Here is an 18748-nt window from a genome sequence, read left to right as displayed (position 1 = left end):
ACCCCTGCGGCGCTCAGCGACCCTCCACCGCCGGGGCGGAACCCGGCAGCGGCCGCCCCGCGGACTCGGACATCCGCCACACCGCGAATCCGCCCACCACGGCCGCGGCCATCATGTAGTACGCGGGCATCATCATGTTCCCGGTCGCCCCGATCAGCGCGGTCACGACCAGCGGAGTCGTCCCGCCGAACAGGGACACGGACACGTTGAACCCGATGGACAGCGACCCGTACCGCACCCGCGTCGGGAAGAGAGCGGGCAGCGCGGCCGGCATGGCCGCCGTGAAGCACACCAGCAGCAGACCCAGCGCAGCCATGCCCAGCCCCACCGCCAGCAGACTGCCCTCGCGGATCAGCAGCAGCGCGGGGATCGACAGGAACAGGAAGCCCGCGCAGCCCGCCGCGATCACCGGACGCCGGCCGACCCGGTCGGTCAGCGCGCCCGCGAACGGCTGCACGATCATCATCAGCGCCATCACGCCCAGCACGACCAGCAGCCCGTGCGTCTCGTCGTACTTCAGCTCACTGGTGAGGTAGCTCGGCATGTACGACAGCAGCATGTAGTCGGTGACGTTGAAGACCAGCACCAGACCCATGCACAGCAGCAGCGCCTTCCACTGGCCCGCGACCATCTCACGCAGCGGCACCTTCGGCCGGGCGGCCTCCGCCTTCGCCACCTCGGCCGCGAACGCCGGGGTCTCCTCAAGACGCATCCGCATATACAGGCCGATGATGCCCATCGGGCCCGCGATCAGGAACGGGATCCGCCAGCCCCACGACACCAGGTCGTGCGAGGACAGCAGCGCGGTCATCAGCGTCACCAGACCCGCGCCGCCGATGTAGCCCGCCAGCGTGCCGAACTCCAGCCAGCTGCCGAAGTAGCCGCGCTTCTTGTCGGGGGCGTACTCGGCGATGAAGGTCGACGCGCCGGCGTACTCACCACCGGTGGAGAAGCCCTGCACCAGCCGGGCGGCCAGCAGAAGCAGCGGCGCGCCCACGCCGATCGAGGCGTACGACGGGATCAGACCGATCGCGAACGTGCCCGCCGCCATCATGATCATCGTGACGGCGAGGACCTTCTGGCGGCCCACGCGGTCGCCCAGCGGACCGAAGACCATGCCACCGAGCGGCCGGACCAGAAAGGCCGCCGCGAAGGCGCCGAAGGTCGACAGCAACTGCGCGGTCGGGTTGCCGGACGGGAAGAAGACCTTGCCCAGGGTGACCGCGATGTAGCTGTAGACACCGAAGTCGAACCACTCCATCGCGTTGCCGAGCGCGGCCGCCTTCACGGCGCGCTTGACGAGCGCGGGGTCGGTGACGGTGACGTCACGGGCCGTGCCGGCCCGCCGGGTCTTCGGGAGGGACGGGGAGACTGCTGCGGCGGTCGCCAAAACGGGGCTCGCCTACCTTTCGACGGGGACAGGGCGCGGTCCGTACGGCGACGCTGCCGGGAACGGGCCGGAAACCGACCATAGGAGGGCCTGCGCCCCTTACGTGCTGTACGCATTTAGCTGCAGTGTGCAGCTAAATGGTGCGTATGCAGGTACGTCTGCCCGCTCACGATCAGGCATTACGGTCCCGCGCTGTGATCCTTCTCGCGCCTCGGCCGGGGAACCGGCCGTGCTGCCGACTATCGTCTTCCGGACAAAAGGAGAACGGACGTCAGGTGAATCCCGGGTTTCCGGCGTCCTTCTCCGGGGGGCTGGGACCCTCATAGGGTTCTCAGAGCAACCCGGCGTGACCGGCGCCGGGACCGTACGGGGCGGGAGGCCGACGAGGCGTGGCGAACGTGGAGCACAGCGGGCGACCGGCGGACACCTTCGGCAGGGCACCGGCGGAAGCCCGGTTGCTCGCGGCCCGGCTCGCCCTGTGGGCGGTGGCCGCGACCCTCGCGGTACGGCAGCTGGCCGTCGTCCTCACCACGCCGAGCGGCGAGCGGCTGACCGACCTGGAGACCTGGGTCGGCCCGCACGGAGTGCTGCATGTGAAGGGCTCGATCTACGACTCGACCCGGTTCACCGGCACCCCCTTCGGCGGCCTGGTCCTCAAACCCCTCACGCGCTCCGCGCAGGCCGCCCTCGGCTGGGGCTGGACCTTCGGCACCCTGCTGCTGGTCGTCGCCCTCGGCCTGGTGGCCGCCCGTGCGCTGCCCCAGCCGGTCGGCCGCCGCACCTCCCTGCTGGCCGCGCCGGTCGCGATCAGCCTGCTCATGCTGTCGCTGCCGGTCCGCAACGCCCTGTGGCTCGGCCAGACCAGCATCATCCCGGTCCTGCTCGTCCTGCTCGGCTGCTTCACCGTGCGCAGCGAACGCGAGAGCGGCCTGTGCATAGGCCTGGCCGCCGCCCTGCAGCCGACCATGCTGCTGTTCGCCCCGCTGCTGTGGTTCACCGGCCGCCGCCGGGCCACCGCCGCCACGGCCGGCACCTTCGCCGCCTGCACCGCGCTCGCCTGGGCGGCGCTGCCGCACGATTCATACACGTACTGGGTGCACCACATGGCCGGGACGGGCCTCGGCGGCAAGGCCGACGCCCTCGGCAACCAGTCCCTGCACGGCGCCCTGCTCCGTCTGGGCCTGACCGGCCCGCTGGAGATCACCCTCTTCCTGGCGCTGAGCGCCGCCGTCACCGCGCTGGCCCTGCGCCGCGCCGTCCACTACGCGCACGACGGCCAACTGCTGCTCGCGGTGGCCGTCACCGGCTGCGCGGTCGTCGCCGTCTCTCCCACCGCCTGGCAGCACCAGTTGCTGTGGGTGCTGCTCGCGATGGTCGGCCGGGTCGGCAGACGGGCCTCCGACCGGTACGTCTGGCCGGTCGCGATGGTCCTGGTGACGACCCTGCCGGCGAAGATGCTGCTGCCGAACATGGCGGTGATGCACCCGCTGCGCGACAACCTCGTCCTGCTCGCGGCACTGGCCGCCGCCACGGCCGTACCCTTCGTGTCCCGGACGTCCCCCCACTACCAGCGACCGATCCCCGCGGAGTACGCGCGTCCGGTAGCGCCCCGCTTCCGCCACGTCCCCCTGGCGCCGTTCCTGCGCCGGGTCCTCACCCGCCCCAACCTGCTGCTGGAACTGCTGCTGATCCGGGTCGTGTACGCCGCCTACCAGCAGGTACGCCTGGCAGCGACCGGCGGCACCATCTCGGGGGGCCGGGTCAGGGCCGAGCACCACGGCCACATCGTGCTCGACATCGAACGCTTCCTGCACATCGACATCGAGCACTGGGCCAACCACGCCGTCGTGAAGATCGGCTGGCTGCGGGGCTTCTTCGACTTCTACTACGAGTCCTTCCACTTCGTGGTCCCCCTGACGGTCCTCGCCGTCCTCTACTGGCGCCGCCCCGTCGACTACCGCTGGGCCCGGGCCTCCCTCGGCTTCGCCACCTTCCTGGCCCTGATCGGCTTCTGGCTCTTCCCGCTGGCCCCGCCGCGCCTGATGCCCGGGCTCGGCGTGATCGACACCGTCCACGGCGTCCAGGACTTCTCCAAGCCGGACTACGGCACCCTGACCGCGCTCACCAACCAGTACGCGGCGATGCCCTCGCTGCACTTCGGCTGGGCCCTGTGGTGCGGTGTCGTGATCGCGGTCATCGCCCCGAGGTGGTGGATGAAGGCGCTGGGTCTCCTGCACCCCCTCTTCACCGTCTCGGCCATCGTCGCCACCGGCAACCACTGGGTGCTGGACGCGGTGGGCGGCGCGGCGGTGGTGGGCGCGGGCTTCGGGCTGTCGTACGTGTTCCAGGGCCCGAGGGCGAAGACGGTGACGGCGGTTGCGGGCGCCGCCCAGGAGGCACAGAAGGTGAGCGTCGGCAGCATGTGACCGTTCGGCCCCTCGCTTCTCCGCGATTGTCGGGGGGAAGAAGCGAGCGAGCGGCCCCGAAAGAGCGGTGGCCCCGACCGGCGCCGGTCCCCAAGGGCGCTGCCCAGTCCCCGCCGGCGAGGGACGCGCTCGCCCTCACATGCACGCCGGGCGGGCTCACCAGCCCCACCTTGGGTGGCCGAGGGGTGATTGGCAGATCTGTGCCACCTGCAGGATGCAGACCCGTAGGCCAGAGGAGCATGGATGCCCTTCGAGTGGCACAAACCTGCCAATCACTGCTGGTGCGTGACCGATGGGACAGATGTGACTACCCACCGCCGCCCTCTATCCACCACCCACCATCCGCAAGCCGCCAAGCCCGCCCGGCATGCCGCCACCGGCCGAGGGTGCCCCACCCGCTGGCCATTTGCCGCTGAGCCGACCGGGCGTGCCGCCACCGGCCGAGGGCGCACCACCCGCCGGGCGTTCGCCGCTATGCCGACCCGGCGTGCATGTGAGGCGTGAGGGCGCCCCACTCCCACCGGCCGTTCGCCGCTGAGCCCGCCCGGCGTGCTTGCGAGGCGCGAGCGCGCTCCCGCAGTCCAGGGCGCGAACGCAGCCGACGGCAGGGCCCGATACCGGCAAGGCGGCCACTTTCCCGGGCTGCTCGCTCGCTTCTTCCCCGTGCTGGAGTGAGGTGGGTCAAGGGTGGCCCGGAGGGCCATCGGCGGAGCCGACGCGTAGCGCCCTTGACGCACCTCGCGGAAGCACGACACTGGCCAAAGAAGCGGGCGGCCCCACGGTCACTTCTGAGTCAGCGGTGGGGAAACACCCTCGGTCCCGCACTCGAACCAGACCGTCTTCCCGTCGCCGCCGGCCGCTGACACGCCCCACTTGTCGACCACGGCATCGAGCAGAGCCAGACCCCGCCCGCTCTCCGAGTACTGGTCGACTTCGCTTGCCTGGCACGGGAGTTGGGCGCAACCGTCGGTCACCTCGGCCCGTAGGCCCGCTGTCAGCCGCGCGAGCAGTACCGTGCAGCGGCGGTCCGGTACGTGCCGTACGACGTTGGTGACCAGCTCGCTCATGCCCAGCTCCACGGCGAAGACCAGTTCTGTCAGCTCCCATTCGTGCAGCAGCGAGCGGACGATACGGCGGATGTGGCGGACCGAGTGCTCGCCGACGGTGAGGCTCATGCGGTACTGGGCGGTGTGGGGAATGTTGAGGTTCACAGGACGAGGCTGACCTCGGATCACTACGCTCGGCTACAGCTTGAACACAACGGGTCCGAGAGGGGACTTGGCATGGTGAACATCAACACCCTCGACCCGAGCGCCTCACCGCTCGACTACTACGGCTTCGAGTTGCGCCGCTTCCGAGAGGCGGCGGGACTCACGCAGAAGCAGCTCGGGGACATCATCAACTACACGGGGTCGATGGTCGGCCAGGTGGAGACTGCCCGGAAGCTGCCGACGCTCGACTTCAGCCAGCGGGCGGACGCGGCGCTGTGCACGGGCGGGTTACTGACGCGGTTGCATCCGCTGATCATGCGAAGTCAACTTCCGGCGTGGTTTCAGCAGGTGGCTGAGCTGGAGGTGCGGGCGACGGAGATCTGTACGTTTCAGACCCACGTGATCCACGGTCTGCTTCAGTCCCCGTCCTATGTACGTGCGGTGCTCGGGGTGCTGGACCAGGACAACCTCGGGGATCGGGTGGCTGTTCGGCTCGCTCGCCAGCGCATCTTTGAGAAGGAGGAGCCGCCGGTCTTCTGGATGGTCCTCAGCGAGGCCGCGTTGCACCAGGAGATCGGCGGCCATGAGGTCATGCGCGAGCAACTGGCCCACCTGTTGTCCCTGGAGGACGACCCCCGGATCAACGTGCAGATCCTCCCGTACTCCATCGGTGCGCACCCCGGACTCCAAGGCTCGTTCACCGTCTTCCGATTCGTTGGTGACCCGAGCATCGTCTATACAGAGGGCTACAGCAGCGGACATCCGTCCGCGAACCCGGACACCGTCAAGGACTGCTCGCTCCGTTACGATCATCTACGAGCCGCCGCGCTCTCTATCAAGGACTCGGCGGGGCTGATCCGACGGGTGATGGAGGACCGCTATGGGGAGCAAGTGGCGTAAGTCCAGCTACAGCAGCGACCAGGGCGGCGATTGCGTCGAATGCGCGCCGCTCGGCCCGCTCGCATGGCGTAAGTCGTCGTACAGCGGCGACCAGGGCGGCGAATGCATCGAGGTCGCCGAACTGGCGGGAGCCACTGTCGCCATCCGCGACTCAAAGACCCCGGCGGGACCGATCCTCACCCTCGACCCCGCCGCCTTCACCACCTTCGTGAACTGGGCCGCTACAGCCGCTGAATGATCGTCCCCGTGGCCAGCCCACCGCCCGCGCACATGGTCACCAGCGCGAACTCCTTGTCCGCGCGCTCCAGTTCGTGCAGGGCGGTGGTGATCAGGCGGGCGCCTGTCGCCCCCACCGGGTGACCCAAAGCAATCGCACCGCCATTCACGTTGACCTTGTCCAGGTCCTGTTCGAAGACCTGGGCCCAGCTCAACACCACCGACGCGAACGCCTCGTTGATCTCCACGAGGTCGATGTCCTTCAGGGACATCCCCGCCTTGCCCAGCACCGCGCGCGTCGCGTCGATCGGGCCGTCCAGGTGGAAGTGCGGGTTGGCGCCGACCAGCGCCTGGGCGACGATCCGCGCCCGGGGCTTCAGCTTCAGTGCCCGAGCCATCCGCTTCGACGCCCACATGATGGCCGCCGCGCCGTCCGAGATCTGCGACGAGTTGCCCGCCGTATGGACGGCCGTCGGCATCACCGGCTTCAACCTCGCCAGCGCCTCCATGGACGTGTCGCGCAGTCCCTCGTCCTTGTCGACCAGCCGCCACATGCCCTGACCGGCGTGCTGCTCCTCCTCGGTGGTCGGGACCTGGACCGCGAACGTCTCGCGCTTGAAGCGTTCCTCCGCCCAGGCCAGCGCCGCCCGCTCCTGGGAGCGAAGTCCCAGCGCGTCGACGTTCTCCCTCGTCAGCCCCCGGTGGCGGGCGATGCGCTCGGCCGCCTCGAACTGGTTCGGCAGGTCCACGTTCCACTCGTCCGGGAACGGCTTGCCGGGGCCGTGCTTCGAACCCGACCCCAGCGGGACCCGGCTCATCGCCTCGACGCCGCAGCTGATCCCGACGTCGATGACGCCCCCGGCGACCATGTTGGCCACCATGTGCGAGGCCTGCTGGGAGGAGCCGCACTGGCAGTCGACGGTCGTGGCGGCCGTCTCGTAGGGCAACCCCATGGTCAGCCAGGCCGTGCGCGCTGGGTTCATGGACTGTTCGCCGGCGTGGGTGACGGTGCCGCCGACGATCTGCTCGACCGCGTCGGCGGGGATGCCGGTGCGGCCGAGGAGTTCACGGTAGGTCTCGCCCAGGAGATAGGCGGGGTGCAGATTGGCGAGCGCGCCGCCGCGCTTGCCGATCGGGGTGCGGACGGCTTCGACGATCACGGGTTCGGCGGCCATGGGTGCGGGTCCTCTCCGAGAGGGCTCTCCTACCAGAACTAGTACGCGTTCTAGTTCTGCCCAGCAGTCTGCTGACGTGATGTCCATCACCGCAAGGGTCTTGCAGGTGCCGAAGTCGCGATCTGCACGAATTCCGCACGGATTGGGGTCGCCGTACCTCTTGCGACTTGTAGAACCCGTTACTACCTTCACCGCACCCGCTGATGGGTCGTCAGAACCAACTCGGAACCGACTCGCAACGGACTCAGACCGGACGACGGGAGTCGCCGATGCACTGCCCCGCGCTGCCCGACGGGTTCGACTTCACCGACCCCGACCTGCTCCACCACCGTGTGCCCCTCCCGGAGTTCGCCGAGCTGCGCCGCACCGAGCCGGTCCGCTGGATCCCGCAGCCGCACGGCCTCGCGGGCTTCGCCGACGACGGCTACTGGGCCGTGACCCGGCACGCGGACGTCAAGTACGTCTCCACGCACCCGGAGCTCTTCTCCTCCACCGTCAACACCGCGATCATCCGCTTCAACGAGCACATCGAGCGCGACGCGATCGACGCGCAGCGGCTGATCCTGCTCAACATGGATCCTCCGGAACATACGCGGGTGCGGCAGATCGTGCAGCGCGGCTTCACGCCACGTTCCATCCGCGCCCTGGAGGACCGGCTCCGGGCGCGCGCCGAGGCGATCGTCGCGAGTGCCCGCGCCCGCTCCGGCCCCTTCGACTTCGTCACCGAGGTCGCCTGCGAACTGCCCCTGCAGGCCATCGCCGAGCTGATCGGCGTGCCCCAGGAGGACCGGTCCAAGATCTTCGACTGGTCCAACAAGATGATCGCCTACGACGATCCCGAGTACGCCATCACCGAGGAGGTCGGCGCGGAGTCGGCCACCGAGATCATCGCCTACGCCATGAACATGGCCGCCGAGCGGAAGAAGTGCCCCGCCCGGGACATCGTCACGACGCTTGTCGCGGCGGAGGACGAGGGCAACCTGAACTCCGACGAGTTCGGCTTCTTCGTGCTGATGCTGGCGGTGGCCGGGAACGAGACCACCCGGAACGCGATCACTCACGGCATGCACGCCTTCCTCACCCATCCCGAGCAGTGGGAGCTGTTCAAGCGGGAGCGGCCCGGGACGACGGCCGAGGAGATCGTGCGCTGGGCGACGCCGGTCAACGCCTTCCAGCGGACGGCCACGCAGGACACGGAACTGGGTGGGGTGCAGATCAAGAAGGGGGACCGGGTCGGGCTGTTCTACGCCTCCGCCAACCACGACCCCGAGGTCTTCACCGACCCCGACGCCTTCGACATCACCCGCGACCCCAACCCGCACCTCGGCTTCGGCGGTGGCGGACCCCACTACTGCCTGGGCAAGTCCCTGGCGATCCTGGAGATCGACCTGATCTTCAACGCCATCGCCGACGCGATGCCCGGCCTGCGCCCGGCCGAGGCGCCCCGGCGGCTGCGCTCGGCCTGGATCAACGGGGTCAAGGAACTCCAGGTCACCACCGGCTGACCCGCGCGGGTCGGCCCACCCCGAGGGAGGCAGGAGCACCCCTACCCCAACGCCCCGTTCCTGCCTCCCCCGAGGTCGGCTCAGTCACTCCCGGCCGGACGCCACCACCGCCAGCACGCCCGACGCCACCGCCGCGATCAGCAGCGGGATGCCCAGGCCGTGATGCAGCACCAGCCACGCGCCGAGGCAGGCGCCGACGAGCATGGCGATCACCGAGGCCGTACGGCGTGGTGAGCGGTGGCCAGTGGCGTCGCCGAGGCGGGACTCGGAGGCCAGGCCGGTCAGGGTCATGGTCAGCACGGTGGTGGTGAGATCGGCGATGCCCAGTTTGCGGACGGTCGCGTTGCGCAGGCCCATTGCGTACCCGGTGAGGGCGATCAGGGCGTAGACCGTGCCGGTGGCGTGCGGCCAGGCGAAGGCGACCGCCGCCGACAGGGCCACCAGGACCGCTTCGGCCGCCAGGGTGAGGCGGGTCCAGGTACGGCGTGGCCCCTTGCCGACACGGGCCGCCAGCCGGCCGCCGGTCACCGCGCCCAGCAGGAAACACCCCAGCGAGGTCGCCGTGTGCGGCACGGAGAAGCCGGGCGCGCCGGCCGCCGCGAAGCCGAGGACGACCACGTTGCCGGTCATGTTGGCGGTGAAGACCCGGCCCAGCCCCAGATAGCTGACGGCGTCGATCAGACCGCTCACCACGGTCAGGATCAGCAGCACGATCACCAGCCGGAGCCCGTGCGCCTCCGGGTCGTACGTCTCGTGCGCCGATGCTTCTTCCGCTGCGCTCACCGCCCCAGTTGACCACGTGGGGACTGCGGAAACGCCGAAGGCGACGGCCCGGGGATCGGGGGCCGCCGCCTTCAGCGGCTCTTTGCCGCGTCGCGGGTGGCTCAGTACCAGCCGTTGGCCTGCCAGAACTTCCAGGCCTTCACGGGGCTGCCGTAGCGGGACTTCATGTAGTCCAGGCCCCACTTGATCTGGGTGGCCGGGTTGGTCTTCCAGTCGGAACCGGCGGAGGCCATCTTGGACCCCGGCAGGGCCTGGACCAGGCCGTAGGCGCCGGAGGAGCTGTTGGTGGCCGACGGGTTCCAACCGCTCTCATGCGAGACGATCTTGTTGAACGCGTTGAACTGCGCGGCGTCCGGGATCATCTTGTGCGCGATCGCCTGAGCGGAGGAGGCCGAGTTCGAGGCGGCCTGGGCGGGCGCCGCGGACAGTGCCATGCCGGCGGTGGCGGCGGCCACGGCGGCAACGGTGAGGGCCTTCTTCGGGGAAGCGATGCGGCGGATGAAGGAGACGGACACGGAGTACCTCTTGCGTCGGGGACAGGGGGTCGCCCGCATGGGACGGGCCACGCGATGTGGCCGCATGCGTCGGCGCCTCGGCCCGGTGGGCTTGTGGCGCCTGGCGACGTCGTCCAGAGAAGCAGCCCGGAAAGTCGTCCGCAATGACCCCTTTTACTAGTTGTGGCCGGATGGGCGGTAAACGTCGACTCTGTGACGTGGGTCGCAAAGCGCAGGTCAGCGAGGGTGCCCGAAGGGGCGTATCGGACATTTGGTACTACGGCCCCGAGTCGTAGGTGACCTGCGTCATGTGGGGTGCTTCACGGTCTTGCTCGCGCTGGGTGAAGCGCCGGATCCGCCAGGTGAGCGCTCCGGGCCGTCGAATGTGACCGCTGTCTCGAAGGCGGCCCGCCGAGTGGCCCGGCGCAGCGCGCGCAGCACGGCCGGGCCGAGGACGAGGGTCAGCGCCACCGTGCACAGGGCCCGGCCCAGGTCCCAGCCGAGCGAGGTGGCCAGGCAGTAGGCCACGAAACGGGCCAGGTTGGCGGGGACGGAGGCATGGGCGTCGAAGGAGATGTCCGAGGCGGCGGCTCCCATGAACGGCCAGCCGGCCAGGTTCATGACCGTGCCGTAGGCGAAGGCGGCGAGGAAGCCGTAGACCGCGAGGAGCAGCAGTTCGGTCCGGCCGCGCAGCCGGACCGGGCCCGGGAGCAGCCCCGCGCCCATCGTGAACCACCCCATCGACAGCATCTGGAACGGCAGCCACGGTCCCACCCCGCCGGTGAGCAGGGCGGACGCGAACATCGTCACCGAGCCCAGCGTGAAGCCGAAGCCGGGGCCCAGTACCCGGCCGCTGAGCACCATCAGGAAGAACATCGGCTCGATCCCCGCCGTGCCCGCGCCGATCGGCCGCAGCGCGGCCCCCGTCGCGGCCAGCACGCCCAGCATGGCCACGGCCTTGGGTCCGAGATCCGACTCCGAGATCGTCGCTGCCACGACCGAGACCAGGAGGATGAGCAGTCCCGCGAAGAGCCAGGGCGCGTCCTGGGCGTGGGCGCTCAGCTGCGAGGTGGGCGGAGCGAGGAAGGGCCAGCCGAAGGCGACCACACCGACCGCGCCGACCAGGGCGAGTGCGGCGAGCGAGCGGGGCCCGAGACGGATGGCGTGGAGGCGCGCGGGGCGCAGGGGGCTCATCGGGCTCGTTGGGCTCGTTGGGCTCATGCGAGGGCCTCGCGGACTTCGGCCACGGTGAGCCACTGCTGCGGGGCGAGGATCTTCGTCACCTGCGGGGCGAAGGACGGCGAGGAGACGACGATGTGCGCGGTCGGCCCGTCGGCTATGACCTCCCCCTCGGCGAGCAGCACCACCCGGTGCGCGATCTCGGCCGCCAGCTCCACGTCATGCGTGGCCAGCACGATCGCGTGCCCCTCGGCGGCGAGGCCGCGCAGTACGGTCACCAGGCGGGCCTTGGCCGCGTAGTCCAGGCCGCGGGTCGGCTCGTCCAGCAGGAGGAGCGGCGGCCGTGCGGTCAGCACGACGGCCAGAGCGAGCGCCAGGCGCTGCCCCTCGGACAGGTCGCGGGGATGGGTGTCGTCCGTGATCCCCGGCAACAGCTCGGCCACCAGGGCCCGGCAGGTACCGGGCCGGGCGGCGGCGTCCCGGTCGGCCGCGGCGCACTCGTCGGCGACCGTGTCGGCGTAGAGCAGGTCCCGCGGATCCTGTGGGACCAGGCAGACGCGGCGTACGAGGTCGGGCGGTGCGGTGCGGTGGGGTTCGGCTCCGCCGACCCGGACGCTTCCGGCGCTGGGCGCCACCAGGCCGACGAGGGAGCCGAGGAGGGTGGACTTTCCGGCGCCGTTGCGGCCCATGAGGGCGATGGTTTCGCCGGGGGAGACGGTGAGGTCGATGTGCCGGAGGGCGTCGACGCGGGCGCGGCGGACGGAGAGGGAGCGGACCTCGGCGATGTGCGGTTGCCGGGGCCCTGGGGCGGGGGCCGGGCGGCGACGGAACCGTAGACGGCGCCCTGCGCTGGTGCCGGCCGGAGGTGGGGACTGCGCGGGGAACTGCGCGACCAGCCCGGACGCACCTGCGGCCGCGGTGCCACGAGTACCCGCGGCGGCGGGTGCGGCCAGGCGTTCTCGTAGGGCACCGGCTTGGCGGCGGGCGTCTCGGACGGTCAAGGGGAGGGGGGACCAGCCCGCCAGGTGGCCCAGGGCCACGACCGGGGGGTGGACCGGGGACACCGCCATCACCTCGGCCGGGGTGCCGGTGAGCGGGGGTTCGCCGGGGGCGGGCAGCAGGACCATGCGGTCGGCGTAGTGGATCACGCGTTCCAGGCGGTGTTCGGCCATCAGGATCGTCGTACCGAGGTCGTGCACCAGGCGCTGGAGCACCGCAAGGACCTCCTCCGCCGCGGCCGGGTCCAGGGCCGAGGTCGGCTCGTCCAGGACCAGTACCCGCGGGTGCGGGGTGAGGACCGAGCCGATCGCGACCCGCTGCCGCTGCCCACCGGAGAGGGTGGCGATCGGGCGATTGCGCAGTCCGGCCAGGCCCAGCAGGTCCAGGGTCTCCTCGACCCGGCGCCGCATGACCTCCGGGGCGAGGCCCAAGGACTCCATGCCGTAGGCGAGTTCGTCCTCCACGGTGTCGGTCACGAAGTGGGCGAGCGGGTCCTGGCCCACCGTGCCGACCACGTCGGCGAGTTCACGCGGCTTGTGGGTACGGGTGTCCCGGCCCGCCACCGTGACGCGGCCCCGCAGGGTGCCGCCGGTGAAGTGCGGCACCAGACCGCTCACCGCGCCGAGCACGGTCGACTTGCCGACCCCGGACGGGCCCACGAGCAGCACCAGTTCGCCCTCCGGCACCTCGAAGTCGATGCCCTGGACGGAGGGTCCGGCCGCACCCTCGTACGTCACGCTGACATCCTCGAAGCGGATCACGACGGCTCCTTGGGGACGACGAAGGCGGGCAGGAGGGCGAGCAGGACCGCGGCGGCGGGCCACAGGGGGAGGCCGGGGGCGACCAGGGGGACGACACCCGGGTGCAGCGCCTCCGGGTCGCGGGCGGCGGCCACGCCGAGCAGCGCGGCGACCGTGGCGCCGGAGCCGGTGACCAGCCAGGCGCGTACGTCCCACGGGTCCGGGCGGTACCGGGTGCGCGGCGAACGCCGGCCGCCGAGGCGCAGCCCCGCGAGGGCGGCGACGACACCGGTGAGGAGCAGGGGGACGCCGTAGGTGCCGCCCTCCGCGGTGAGCAGCCCGTACGTCCCCGCGCACACGCCGAGCAGGCCGCCGAGGGTGAGCGCGGCCGTCGTACGGCGGACGCGGGCGGGGACCTCGACGGTACGGCCGTAGCCGCGCGCCTCCATCGCGGCGGCAAGCGCGACCGAGCGCTCCAACGCGCCCTCCAGCACCGGCAGTCCGACCTGGAGCAGGCCCCGCAGACCCCGGTCCGGGCGGCCGCGCAGCCGGCGGGCAGCACGCAGGCGCTGGACGTCGGCGACGAGATGCGGGGCGAAGGTGAGCGCCACGACCACGGCGACGCCGGTCTCGTACAGGGCGCCGGGGAGGGACTTGAGGAGGCGGGCGGGGCTCGCGAGGGCGTTCGCCGCGCCGACGCAGATCAGGAGGGTGGCGAGCTTGAGCCCGTCGTAGGCGGCGAAGACGAGCGCCTCCGCCGTGACCCTGCCGCCCAGGCGGATGCCCTGTGCCCAGTGGGGGAGGGGGACTTCGGGGAGCGTGAGGAGGGTGTGGGTGCCCGGGATGGGGGAGCCCAGCGCCACCGCGAAGAGGAGGCGGACGAGGAGGACGGCGAGGGCGACCTTGGCGAAGGCGGTGTAGGCGTGGGCGGTGGGGGTGCCGGTGTTGCTGCGGTGCGTCGCCACGACGTAGGCGGAAGCGGATATGAGGAGGGCGAGCAGGAGGGGGTTGGTGGTGCGGGTGGCGGCGGTACCGAGACTGAGCGCCCAGAGCCACCAGGCACCGGGGTGAACGGTGGCGCGAGCCGTGTCGACATGCGGCTCCGCCGCGTGGGCCCGAACACCCCCCACCGGCCCGCAGTCAGACGGAGTCATCGCGTCGCCGTCGGAACTGCCAGACCGCCGCGCCTCCCAGGAGGACGACCGCCCCCGCACCGATCGGCAGACCCAGCGACGGCCCATTGCCCGAACTACCGCTCTTCTCCGACGACTTCTTGCCCGAGGACGCCGAAACCTGCTCCCCGCACCCCTTCTTCGGATACCCCGCGATCGCGCACAGCAGGGCGTTGGTGTCGTAGCGCAGGGGCGGGGCGACGGCCGCCAGGGCGTCCGCGGTCGTCGCGTCGGCCGGGACCCGCGCGCACGCCGTGCGGCGGGCCGGCGGCAGCTCGCCGGACGGCGCGTCCGCGGAGGTGCCGAAGTCGAGGACGAGAGCCACCCGCTTCGTACCGGACTTGGCGGGTGTGCCCGAACAGATCGTGCCGAAGTCCGCCGCCCCGCGCGGCCGGCTCGCGTCCGCCGAGTCCGCGCTCACCGCGAACCGGAAGCCCTGCACGGCACCGTCGTCGGGACGGGCGGTCGACGGGCCCTGCGTGGCGTACGTCCAGCGCCCGCCGGACCGCTCCCAGAAGGACCAGTAGCGGTATCCGGTGGCGTGCGCCTGACCCGCCCCGGCCAGCAGGACGAGCGCGGCGCACAGCAGGCTCGCGGCGCGGCGGACGGCCCTCACGGCTGCCGCTTCTTCCGGCCGCTGAGCAGGAAGCCGATGCCGATGCCCGCGACGAGGCAGACGCCGACGAACCACCAGACACCGAAGCCCGAGCCGCTGCCGGACTTCTCCGACTTCTCGGCCTTCTTGGTCTCGTGCGCGGCGGAGTCCATGGCCGGGGCCGGGCCCAGCTCGTTGAGGGACCGGACGAGGCTGGTGCCGCCGAAGTCACCGGGCTGCGCGCCGACCGCGTGTGCGGCGAGGATCAGCTGGGCGTACGCCGCCGGACCGCTCTGCACCGCCCACTGCCCGGCGTTCTTCTCCAGCCAGCCGTACGCCTTCTTGGCCTGCTCGGTCCGGCCGTCCGCGGCGAGGGCGACGACCGTGTCCACCGTGTTGCCGAAGTCCGGCTGGTCCTTGGCGCCGGGGAGGGCGGACTGCAGGTGCCCGGTCTTGCCGACGGCCGCGGCCAGATAGGCACCGGCGTTGTCGGCGACCTGCGCCGGACGGCCGGCCTTGGCGCACGCGCCCTCGGCGGGCGCCTTGCCGGCCTGGGCCACGAACCCCTTGCCGAGGGCGCCGAGCACCCCGGCCGCCGTGGCGTCCGCGTTGGCGGCCAGCTTGCCCTTCTTGTCCGGCTGGAAGGCGAGGGCGCCGCCGCCGTCCTGGGTGCAGGGGAGGGACATGGCGGCGAGGAGGTCGTAGGGGGACTTGCCCGCCTTGCCGACGCTCGCCGGATCCGTACCCACCGCCGCGAGCGCGCCGATGACGACGGACGTGGAGTTGGTGTCACTGGCCCCGCCCGGCGAATAGCCCCAGCCGCCGTCCTTGTTCTGCACGGACTTCAGCCAGGCCACCGCCTTGCCGACGGCGTCGTCGTGGCCGCCGACCGCCTTCAGGGCCTGGATCGCGGCGGCCGTGCTGTTGGTGTCCACCATGACCTTGGCGTCGCAGGGTTTGGCGGGGTCGGTGCGGAACGCCGGGAAGGCGCCGTTCGCGCACTGCTGGCCGGTGAGCCAGTCCACGGCCTTCGCCGCCGGCCGGTAGCCGAGGGTGCGCTGGGCGATGAGCGTCAGCGACTGGCGCCACACGCCGTCGTAGGCCGGGTCGGACTTTCCGTACAGCCCGGACGGGATCGCGACCTTCGGAGAGGGGGACGGGGACTGGCCGGCGGCCGTGGCGGGCGCGGCGGCGGCCAGCACGCCTATGGCGGCGAGAGCCGCGGCACTGCGGCGGACGTTCATGGTCGGCGACTGCCTCTCCTGCGGGGAGCCGGGCAGCGCACGGGAGGCACCCCGGGCGGCTCGGCTCCGTAAACCTCGACGGTGCCGTGCGCGGCGGACCACCGACGCACGCGAGCCGGTCACGTCCCGCCCGGGGCGTTCCGGCTCACTGCCTTACGGCGGCTCACGGATGGGGGTGCCCCCGGCTCGAGCGAAGCCGAGAGTTGGGGGAGGGTCAGCGCGGATTTGCACCGGCTTCCCCCCGTACGGGTGTGATGACGACCCGGTCACTTTACCGGCAGCCTTCAGCGGCCTGAGCAGTGGCTGTGGCCACGCGGTCGCGGTGACCAGGGTCACGGCTGGTACGGCCCACCGGTTCGCGCACCGCCGCACCCTCCCCTAGCCGACCCGCGGGGTGTCGCCGCCGAAGGGCAGGTGCAGGGTGCGGGAGGCGATCAGCCAGTCGCCGTCGACCCGGCGGAAGGTGTCCTCGTAGTGGCCCACCTGGACGGGCGGACCGGCGGGGATGGGCCCGCCACTGCCGTCGTGTCCGTCGACGCGGTACGTCGTGAAGTACGCGGTGCTGGTCGCCGTGTCCGGGCCGGTCACCGTGACCAGCAGGTTGGACATCAGGCGACGGGAGAGCCGGTCGGCGGGCCGGGAGCCGAAGTACGCGCGCAGCGCCTCCCGGCCCTCGATCCGGCGCCCGTCCCCCGGCCGAGGCCACGCCCAGGTGCCGTCCTCGGTGAACAGCTCGGCCACCGAGGCCGGTTCACCGAGGTCGAGGCGGTGGACGAAGTCGACGATCAGGCGCTCACAGGCGCGCTGTGCGAGAAGCCGCTGCAAGGGGTCCATGGGCCTGTGATAACAGGGGCACCCGAGAAGAGGCGAACCGATTAGACCGCCACGTAAGCCACCGGCTCGCTCCCCGCCACCGGCTCCGCCCGGCCCTGTTTCACCAGGCGGCGCAGATGGGACTCGGCCTCGGAGACGGCGATGTTCCGGGAGCCGTAACGGATCTCCGCCCAGGGGCGGTTCCACTCCATGCGCTCGGCGAGCTGCCAGGGGGTGAGCGGCTCCGCGAGCAGGGCGAGCAGACCGGCCAGGCGCTCCTCGTGGTGGGCGAGCAACTCCCTTACCCGGCCCGGCGCGTCGGTGAAGGCGTGCTGGTGGGCGGGGAGGACCTCGGCGGGTGCGAGGCGGCCGACCCGCTCCAGGGAGTCGAGGTAGTCGCCGAGGGGGTCGGTGACTGTCGCGTCGTCCGGGTCCTCGTACAGGCCGATGTGCGGGGTGATCCGGGGCAGCAGGTGGTCACCGCTGAACAGCCGCCCGCGACCAGGAAGTCGGTGGTCGGGGTGGTCCTCCTCCAGGTGCAGGCAGACGTGGCCCGGTGTGTGGCCCGGGGTCCAGATCGCGCGCAGCCTGCGACCGGGCAGGTCGAGGAGCTCGCCGGGGACGATCTCGCGGTCCGGGAGGGCGGGGGAGAGGCCGGGCAGGGCGCGGGGAGCGAGCAGCGGCGTCAGGTGTTCCTCGGGTGCGCCGGCGGCCGCGAGTTTGGCGTGCATGTAGGTGAACCAGCGCTCCGGCCGGGCCTCCCGGGTACGCCGTACGACCGCTGTGTCGGCGGCGTGCATCGCCACCCAGGCGCCGGAGGCCTCGCGCACCCGGGCCGACAGTCCGTGGTGGTCCGGGTGGTGATGCGTGATGACGACGCCGTACACCTCCGCCACCGCCGTACCGCAGGCGGCCAGTCCCGCCACGAGCGTGTCCCAGGAAGCCGGATCGTCCCACCCGGTGTCGACCAGCACCGGGCCGCGGTCGGTCGCCACGACGTAGACCAGCGTGTGACCGAGGGGGTTGTCCGGTATGGGCACCGCCACCGACCGTACGCCCCCGCCGTGCTCGAACGTCGTCGCCATCTGTCCTCCACCCCACCGCCCGGACCCGCGGCCATTGCCCACTATAACCAGAACTGATGGGACGTCAGATGGGCATGGTCGGAGGGCCGAAGACCGCAAGGAGCTTCGGCCCTCCGGTTGGGTCTAGCGGCCGTGCCGGCTACGGCGACGGGAGGCGGTGGGTGTGGGCCTCCGCGTCACGACACGGCCTGCAGGACGGGCTAGCGGTCCCAGTCCCGGTCGTGGTGCCAGCCGCGGTCGTGGCGCCAGTCCCGGTCGTGGTGCCAGCCCCAGTGGTGGTGCCAGCCGCGGTCGCAGTCCCGGTCGTGGTCCCGGCCCCAGCGCCAGTCCCGATCCCGGTCCCGGTCCCAGCCCCGGTCGTGGTCGCGGTCCCAGTCGCCGAAGCGGCCATCGTGGTCGTGGTCGATCCTGTGGCCGAGCGAGTAGCCCCTTCCGTAGTCACGGTCCTGGCCGCCGCTGGCGGCCAGGGCCGGCATGGCGGCCGCGCCGACGAGGGCGCCTGTAGCCACACACGTGGCGAGCAGGCGGGCCGTCGTACGAGAAACAGACATGAATCTGTCACCTCACGTTCGTGCACACCATCCCTGGCGGGGATGGGTGTGCAAATCCGGAAATTCCCGGCTATGTGCCGAGGACTCACACTGTGGACCTTCGCCGCGACACCGGACGAGGGAACGGTTCCGCGTTACAAGGCGCAGATATATCTGTTGCTCTCGCTTGTATGGGCCATTCATGCCGGGGAGGGGTCCGGGTGCCGGCCCTGTCCCGGTTCGGAATCACGCCGGGAGCAGGGAAAAGTGCGGTTGTCGGCTCGTGACCCT

At 71.5% G+C, this 18748-nt stretch carries 17 protein-coding genes; 4 read left to right on the top strand and 13 right to left on the bottom strand.

What is annotated here, in order from left to right:
- Positions 1 to 13: 13 nt before the first annotated feature.
- On the bottom strand, positions 14 to 1390 hold the full coding sequence (gene proP, locus ACWCQS_RS26690; RefSeq protein ID WP_451006790.1) for a glycine betaine/L-proline transporter ProP: 1377 nt from the start codon (positions 1388 to 1390) through the stop codon (positions 14 to 16).
- Positions 1391 to 1779: 389 nt separating this feature from the next.
- Between proP and ACWCQS_RS26685 the strand changes: the two genes are divergently transcribed.
- Positions 1780 to 3816: a bifunctional glycosyltransferase 87/phosphatase PAP2 family protein gene (locus ACWCQS_RS26685; RefSeq protein WP_451006789.1), complete on the top strand. Its 2037-nt coding sequence runs from the start codon at positions 1780 to 1782 to the stop codon at positions 3814 to 3816.
- Positions 3817 to 4598: 782 nt separating this feature from the next.
- On the opposite strand, the gene ACWCQS_RS26680 is transcribed toward ACWCQS_RS26685, so the two are convergent.
- Positions 4599 to 4991 carry an ATP-binding protein gene (locus tag ACWCQS_RS26680; protein WP_451006918.1) on the bottom strand — a complete coding sequence of 131 codons (393 nt, stop codon included), beginning with the start codon at positions 4989 to 4991 and terminating at the stop codon, positions 4599 to 4601.
- Positions 4992 to 5099: 108 nt separating this feature from the next.
- On the opposite strand from ACWCQS_RS26680, the gene ACWCQS_RS26675 reads away from it, so the two are divergent.
- Together ACWCQS_RS26675 and ACWCQS_RS26670 are read left to right on the top strand one after the other, a co-directional pair.
- A complete protein-coding gene (locus tag ACWCQS_RS26675; RefSeq protein ID WP_451006788.1) occupies positions 5100 to 5927 on the top strand; it encodes a helix-turn-helix domain-containing protein in 828 nt (275 codons plus the stop codon).
- Positions 5908 to 6165, top strand: a complete 258-nt coding sequence (locus ACWCQS_RS26670) for a DUF397 domain-containing protein (protein ID WP_451006787.1) — start codon at positions 5908 to 5910, stop codon at positions 6163 to 6165. The genes ACWCQS_RS26675 and ACWCQS_RS26670 overlap by 20 nt, the downstream gene beginning before the upstream one ends.
- Here ACWCQS_RS26670 and ACWCQS_RS26665 read toward each other — a convergent pair.
- Positions 6149 to 7318: a steroid 3-ketoacyl-CoA thiolase gene (locus tag ACWCQS_RS26665; RefSeq protein WP_450980921.1), complete on the bottom strand. Its 1170-nt coding sequence runs from the start codon at positions 7316 to 7318 to the stop codon at positions 6149 to 6151. The genes ACWCQS_RS26670 and ACWCQS_RS26665 overlap by 17 nt on opposite strands.
- Positions 7319 to 7587: 269 nt before the next feature.
- Here ACWCQS_RS26665 and ACWCQS_RS26660 point away from each other — a divergent pair, with 269 nt between their 5' ends.
- On the top strand, positions 7588 to 8823 hold the full coding sequence (locus ACWCQS_RS26660) for a cytochrome P450 (RefSeq protein ID WP_451006786.1): 1236 nt from the start codon (positions 7588 to 7590) through the stop codon (positions 8821 to 8823).
- Positions 8824 to 8907: 84 nt separating this feature from the next.
- Here ACWCQS_RS26660 and ACWCQS_RS26655 read toward each other — a convergent pair whose 3' ends face one another.
- The 10 genes from ACWCQS_RS26655 to ACWCQS_RS26610 all read right to left on the bottom strand — a co-directional run bounded on the left by ACWCQS_RS26655 (position 8908) and on the right by ACWCQS_RS26610 (position 18478).
- Positions 8908 to 9606 carry a YoaK family protein gene (locus ACWCQS_RS26655; protein WP_451006785.1) on the bottom strand — a complete coding sequence of 233 codons (699 nt, stop codon included), beginning with the start codon at positions 9604 to 9606 and terminating at the stop codon, positions 8908 to 8910.
- Between the two features lie 101 nt (positions 9607 to 9707).
- Positions 9708 to 10121 (bottom strand): aggregation-promoting factor C-terminal-like domain-containing protein, encoded by a 414-nt coding sequence (locus ACWCQS_RS26650; RefSeq protein ID WP_451006784.1) that lies wholly within the window; start codon positions 10119 to 10121, stop codon positions 9708 to 9710.
- A gap of 285 nt (positions 10122 to 10406) precedes the next feature.
- Complete coding sequence (locus ACWCQS_RS26645) at positions 10407 to 11294, bottom strand: ECF transporter S component (RefSeq protein WP_451006783.1); 888 nt, start codon at positions 11292 to 11294, stop codon at positions 10407 to 10409.
- Between the two features lie 23 nt (positions 11295 to 11317).
- Positions 11318 to 13039: an ABC transporter ATP-binding protein gene (locus ACWCQS_RS26640; RefSeq protein ID WP_451006782.1), complete on the bottom strand. Its 1722-nt coding sequence runs from the start codon at positions 13037 to 13039 to the stop codon at positions 11318 to 11320.
- Entirely contained in the window at positions 13036 to 14172 is a 1137-nt protein-coding gene (locus tag ACWCQS_RS26635) for a CbiQ family ECF transporter T component (RefSeq protein ID WP_451006781.1), read from the bottom strand. The genes ACWCQS_RS26640 and ACWCQS_RS26635 overlap by 4 nt, the downstream gene beginning before the upstream one ends.
- Positions 14159 to 14806, bottom strand: a complete 648-nt coding sequence (locus ACWCQS_RS26630; protein ID WP_451006780.1) for an SCO2322 family protein — start codon at positions 14804 to 14806, stop codon at positions 14159 to 14161. The genes ACWCQS_RS26635 and ACWCQS_RS26630 overlap by 14 nt, the downstream gene beginning before the upstream one ends.
- A complete protein-coding gene (locus ACWCQS_RS26625) occupies positions 14803 to 16029 on the bottom strand; it encodes a prenyltransferase/squalene oxidase repeat-containing protein (protein ID WP_451006779.1) in 1227 nt (408 codons plus the stop codon). The genes ACWCQS_RS26630 and ACWCQS_RS26625 overlap by 4 nt, the downstream gene beginning before the upstream one ends.
- A gap of 378 nt (positions 16030 to 16407) precedes the next feature.
- Positions 16408 to 16863 (bottom strand): nuclear transport factor 2 family protein, encoded by a 456-nt coding sequence (locus ACWCQS_RS26620; RefSeq protein ID WP_451006778.1) that lies wholly within the window; start codon positions 16861 to 16863, stop codon positions 16408 to 16410.
- A gap of 41 nt (positions 16864 to 16904) precedes the next feature.
- Entirely contained in the window at positions 16905 to 17927 is a 1023-nt protein-coding gene (locus tag ACWCQS_RS26615) for an MBL fold metallo-hydrolase (RefSeq protein ID WP_451006777.1), read from the bottom strand.
- 200 nt (positions 17928 to 18127) lie between these two features.
- Entirely contained in the window at positions 18128 to 18478 is a 351-nt protein-coding gene (locus ACWCQS_RS26610) for a hypothetical protein (RefSeq protein ID WP_451006776.1), read from the bottom strand.
- Positions 18479 to 18748 lie beyond the last annotated feature (270 nt).

It is taken from the genome of Streptomyces sp. NPDC002076, assembly GCF_053593835.1.
Note: the sequence above shows the minus strand (reverse complement) of the source record. Positions and strands in the feature narration are given on the sequence as shown.